This is a genomic window from Gemmatimonas sp. (assembly GCF_036405635.1).
Lineage (GTDB): Bacteria > Gemmatimonadota > Gemmatimonadetes > Gemmatimonadales > Gemmatimonadaceae > Gemmatimonas.
This window is the reverse complement of the sequence record NZ_DASWXE010000028.1, coordinates 1-5,091: the sequence shown is the minus strand read 5'-3', so window position 1 is coordinate 5,091 and position 5,091 is coordinate 1. Positions and strand designations below refer to the sequence as shown.

Below are 5,091 nucleotides of genomic sequence, written 5' to 3'. Positions count from 1 at the left end.
GGCACGCAGAAGCCGCAGTACGATCGCGCGGTGGACCTGCTCACCAAGGCGGCCATCCGTGAAATGATGCTGCCGTCGCTGTTGCCGCTGGTGGTGCCGGCGCTGGTGGGCTTGCTGCTCGGCGGCGCGGCCCTCGGCGGTCTGCTGATGGGCACGATCGTGACGGGCCTGTTCGTGGCCATCTCGATGTGCACCGGTGGTGGCGCGTGGGACAACGCCAAGAAGTACATCGAAGAAGGCAACCACGGCGGCAAGGGTTCCGATGCCCACAAGGCCGCCGTCACGGGTGATACGGTGGGTGATCCGTACAAGGATACGGCCGGCCCGGCCATCAACCCGCTGATCAAGATCATCAACATCGTGGCACTGTTGCTCATCCCGATCCTGTCACGTGCCTGATCAAGATTCTTCGAGCACCATGTCGCCGCGCGGACGAGAACTCGTCCGCGCGGTTGGCGTTTGGGGCCTCGCCGCGAGCATTTTCAACGTCACGGTGGGCGGCGGCATCTTCCGCCTGCCAGCCAGTGCCGCTGCTGCCGCAGGTCCTGCGGCACCCTTTGTCTATCTGATCTGCGCGGCCGTGATGGGCTGCGTGGTGCTCTGTTTCGCCGAGGCGGGCAGTCGCATCACGCTGACCGGTGGCCCGTACGCGTACGTGGAGGCGGTGTTCGGCCGCTACGTCGGTTTCCTCGCCGGCGTGCTGCTGTGGATGCTGGGCACCACGGCGGTGGCCGGTGTGTCATCAGCGTTTGCCGAGGGATTGGGCGCGCTGTTCGGCGTAGAGGGACTGCGTGTGCCGGTGATCATCGCGATGTTCATGGTGCTGGCCGCCATCAACATGCGTGGTGTGGAACAGGGCACCAAGCTGATTATGGTGGCGAGCGTCGCGAAACTGCTGCCACTGATCGCGTTCGTGGCCATCGGCGTGTTCTTCATTCAGCCCGACAACATCGCGGTGCGCGAAATGCCCAGTGCGTCGAGCATGGCGCGTGCGGCCATCGTGCTGGTGTTCGCGTTCAGCGGCGTGGAAACGGCGCTGGTGCCAAGTGGCGAAGTGAAGGATCCGGCGCGCACGGTGCCGCGTGCACTGGCCATCGCGATGATCGGCGTGACGCTGCTGTACCTCGCCGTGCATCTCGTGGCCGCGGGACTGCTCGGCGAAGGCCTCGCCACCAGCACGGCCGCACCGCTGGCGTTTGCTGCGGAATCGTTCCTCGGCACGCCGGGGCGACTGCTGCTGCTGATCGGCGCGTCGATCTCGATGTTCGGCTATGTGAGCGGCATGACGCTGGCCGTGCCACGCGCGCTGTATCGTTTCGCGGAAGACGGTCTGCTGCCGAAGGTGGTGGGCTCTATTCACCCCACGTGGCGCACACCGCATGTGGCGATCCTGCTGCAGACCACGCTCGTTGCGACACTGGCCGTGTTCAATTCGTTCGAGGCGCTGGCCGTGATCTCCAACCTCGCGGCGCTGTTGCTGTACGCGGGCTGCGCGGCGGCCACGATCATGCTGCGGCGCCGTGGTATTCGTCAGGAAGGCGCAGTGCCGTTTGCCGTGCCGGGTGGTCCGCTCATTCCGTTCGTGACCATCGCACTGATCGCGTGGCTGCTGACGAGCATTACCCAGGCCGAGTGGGTGGTTTTGCTGGCCACATTGGGTGTGGCGACGGGCTTCTTTGTGGTGGCAACGCGAGCGAGAAGATCGTAGTCGCCGCGGTGGAGTCAGCGTGGAGCTTTGAGTTGCAGTATGACGACTTGCTCCACGTCCTCCACCGTGCGAGCCACACCGGCCAGGCGATTGCCGTCGATGGCCAATAGCTGAAAGCGGGCCGGCAGTTGCACATCGGCTTTCCACTGTCCCGTGGGGCTGAATACCGACCACGTCGTCGAACGCTCGAGAAAGGTCCGCTTGGCAGGCAGCGGTCCAGCGGGAATGTATGGGCCCACCCAAAGATCCCCGTTCGAAGCCCCAATGAATTCGCCGAACATCGGCACGGTGGCCGCAAAGCGCACAGCCGACCGCAGTTGTGCCACATAGGCTGCGCCACGCGGGCCGGGATTGGCCGCAGCTTCACCGGCGAAATAGTCAGCACGCCTCTGCTCGGTCACACGCACCGAAGGCATCGCGGTTCGTTCGATGCGGTGCAGATGCCGACCAACTACACTGTAGCAATCAATGATGTAGCGATCGGGATGACCGACACAGAGCCGGTCCTTCGCCACCGCAGCAATGGTCGTAGCACCAAACACGTTCGCGCGCGGCCGTCCCTCGGTTCGGCGTACCACCTGGCGCTCGGGATAGCGAACTACGGTTTGTGGCGTTGCTCCGGACGCGAGAGCGAGACCCATGGAGATCACACGTTCCTCTCCGACCTTCATCTCAGGTACCCGATCCACCAAACGCACCACAGCCAGCGTGTCGTTCACCATCCCGATGCGATCAGCGCGTTGCGCCGCGCCAGCATTCACTCGTGGCATCACGCGCACAAAACGCCCGTCGGAGTGGAACAGTGAGGCTTTGCCCGCCGCGTCCTCGGCCACGATACCGTTAGGTGTGCGCCAAAGACTCCAGAGATCTTCGATCTCGCCGGGGCCCTGGCCCTTCTTGGCGATCGTCGAGAGATGACGTTGCTCGCGCAGCGAGAAGACTCGCAGTTCACTGGACTGCCCGTCGGCGACCAACAGACGATCGTCGTCGAGAAAGGCGAGACCTATGACATCTGCGAAGAGAAAAGACCCATCTTCGCGACCGCGGCCGAGCGGGGTGGCTGGCGTGTCGGCAGTCCATAGCGCAGGCACCAATGTCCCTGCGGTATGGCGCACCACTGTTCCTGTTGGAGCGGGACGGGTGACCTGTGCACGCAGCGATTGAACCGCCACGGTGGGGGTCAGAGTCGCCAGCATGATCCACCATGGCCGACTGAACATTCTGGAGTGGGCAATCACGTCGATATTGGACAAGGAGGTGATAGACGACACGGACGCCACTCCCACCACATTGCACACGCCCGGCCCCCAAAACCAGCCCGAGTCACGCGATTCGAGGCTCTACCGCTCGTCGTTAGATTGTTGGTACGCAGACTGCACGAACGTCATAGATCCCGGATGTCCACATCGCGCGTATCACCCCTGCACTACCTGCTGCTCGTTGGCGTTCCAGCCATTGTGCTGGCGCTGGTGCTGTGGTTTGGTCCTGAGCGGCGGAGCGCCCTCGATGCGCTGACGGGCACGCTGCCGGCTGCCGCCGCGGAGTTGGCACCGAGCGTCGCGCCGGCCAAGGCGTCCGCCGCCGCCAGCGTGAAGGTGGGCCTGCTGGTTGCTCAGCTGCTGGTGGTGCTGATCGCCGCGCGCGCGACCGGCTACCTGCTCGAACGCATCGGTCAGCCCAGTGTGATTGGTGAAATGCTGGCCGGGATCCTCCTTGGGCCGTCCATCCTTGGCGCTCTGCTGCCCGAGGTGAGTGGCACGCTCTTTCCGGCCGACAGTCTCGGATTCTTGAGTGCGCTGAGCCAACTCGGCGTGCTGATGTTCCTGTTCCTCGTGGGATTGCACCTCGATCTTACGTCGCTGCGCCGACAGGCCGGCGCGGCCGTGATTGCCAGCCATGCCAGCATCGCCGCGCCGTTCACGATGGGTGTGGTGCTCGCCATCTGGTTGTATCCCAAGGTGGCACCGCCCGATGTGCCGTTCGCGCCGTTCGCGTTGTTCGTGGGTGCGGCCATGAGTGTCACCGCATTTCCGGTGCTGGCCCGCATTCTCGAGGACAAGGGGCTCACCAGGACACCGCTCGGTGGACTGGCCATCGCCTGCGCCGCGGTGGATGACGTCACGGCGTGGTGTTTGCTCGCGGCCGTGGTCGCGCTGGTGCGTGCACAGGGCGTTGGCAGCACGCTGCTGTTCACACTGGGCGGTTCGCTGCTGTTCGTGATCCTCATGCTCAAGGTCATGCGGCCGATGCTGGCACGTCTGGCCGAGCGTCCGTTCGCCAATGGTCGTGTGGGCGCGGGGAGCATGGGCGTCGTCATCGTGACGGTGCTGGCATCGGCACTGGTGACGGAGTGGTTGGGCATTCACGCGCTGTTCGGCGCGTTCCTGGCGGGCGTGGTAATGCCGCGTGCCAATGGCTTTACGGAGGCCGTGGCGCACCAGCTCAGCGACCTGCTGGTGATTCTGCTGCTGCCGCTGTTCTTCGCCTACACCGGCCTGCGCACGCGCTTTGATCTCATTGCGGCTGGCGACGGACTGCTGATCACGGTGGCGGTGCTCGTGGTGGCCGTGAGCGGCAAGATCGGCGGTACCGCGTTCGCAGCGCGCCTGAGCGGTCAGTCGTGGCGCGATGCCAGCGCACTCGGTGTGCTGATGAACACACGCGGTCTCATGGAACTGGTGGTCCTGCACATGGGCCTCGACCTGGGCGTGATCTCGCCGGCGCTCTTTGCCATGATGGTCGTGATGGCCCTGGTGACCACGGTGATGACGGCACCGCTGCTTTCGCTGGTGCGCGCGCCGTCGCTGTCGCCATCGTTGTTGCCGGCCGACGGTGATGGCCGCATGGCCCAACAGCACTGATCTGTCGTCATGGAAAATGCCGGCTCGTGGGGCAACATCGTCGCGCAGGGACTCATCGTCCTGTTCCTGCTGTTTCTGCTCGCGTTGTTCATTCGCACGTCGATGATGTTCGGGTCGGTGGTGTTGCTGGCGCTGACGCGGGATCGCAAGAAGAAGGACTCGGCAACAAATGAGGTGGCGAACAGCGCCACCGATCATCCCGATTCGCGCCCATGAGCATCCTCGATCGTGACACCCTGCAGGCGTTCTGTCGGCACACGCATGTGGCGCTGGAGCCCACGGGCCGTGGTGACCTCGACGGACTGACGTTCGGGCTCAAGGACAATTTCGATGTGGCTGGGCATCGCACGGGCTTCGGTAGCCCTGACTGGTTGCGCACACACGAACCAGCAGTTGCACACACGCCCGTTCTGACGCGACTGCTGGCTGCCGGCGCCACGATGGTGGGCAAGACCCACACCGAGGAGATGACGTTCAGTCTCACCGGCGAGAACGCGCACTACGGCACGCCGATCAATCCGG

General features: G+C 64.4%; 6 protein-coding genes. 5 read left to right on the top strand and 1 reads right to left on the bottom strand.

What is annotated here, in order from left to right; all coding sequences use genetic code 11:
- Both VGE27_RS01365 and VGE27_RS01360 read left to right on the top strand, forming a co-directional pair.
- Positions 1 to 399 (top strand): sodium/proton-translocating pyrophosphatase (locus VGE27_RS01365; protein ID WP_331047831.1); only part of this gene is annotated, 399 nt, incomplete at its 5' end.
- Positions 400 to 418: 19 nt separating this feature from the next.
- Positions 419 to 1,708 carry an APC family permease gene (locus tag VGE27_RS01360; RefSeq protein WP_331047830.1) on the top strand — a complete coding sequence of 430 codons (1,290 nt, stop codon included), beginning with the start codon at positions 419 to 421 and terminating at the stop codon, positions 1,706 to 1,708.
- A 14-nt stretch (positions 1,709 to 1,722) separates the two neighbouring features.
- On the opposite strand, the gene VGE27_RS01355 is transcribed toward VGE27_RS01360, so the two are convergent.
- Positions 1,723 to 2,904 (bottom strand): hypothetical protein, encoded by a 1,182-nt coding sequence (locus tag VGE27_RS01355; RefSeq protein ID WP_331047829.1) that lies wholly within the window; start codon positions 2,902 to 2,904, stop codon positions 1,723 to 1,725.
- Between the two features lie 201 nt (positions 2,905 to 3,105).
- Between VGE27_RS01355 and VGE27_RS01350 the strand changes: the two genes are divergently transcribed.
- The 3 genes from VGE27_RS01350 to VGE27_RS01340 form a co-directional block, all read left to right on the top strand.
- Positions 3,106 to 4,569: a cation:proton antiporter gene (locus VGE27_RS01350; RefSeq protein ID WP_331047828.1), complete on the top strand. Its 1,464-nt coding sequence runs from the start codon at positions 3,106 to 3,108 to the stop codon at positions 4,567 to 4,569.
- A gap of 9 nt (positions 4,570 to 4,578) precedes the next feature.
- Positions 4,579 to 4,785 (top strand): hypothetical protein, encoded by a 207-nt coding sequence (locus tag VGE27_RS01345; protein WP_331047827.1) that lies wholly within the window; start codon positions 4,579 to 4,581, stop codon positions 4,783 to 4,785.
- Positions 4,782 to 5,091: amidase family protein (locus tag VGE27_RS01340; protein WP_331047826.1), on the top strand; the 310-nt coding region annotated here is incomplete at its 3' end. The genes VGE27_RS01345 and VGE27_RS01340, both read left to right, overlap by 4 nt.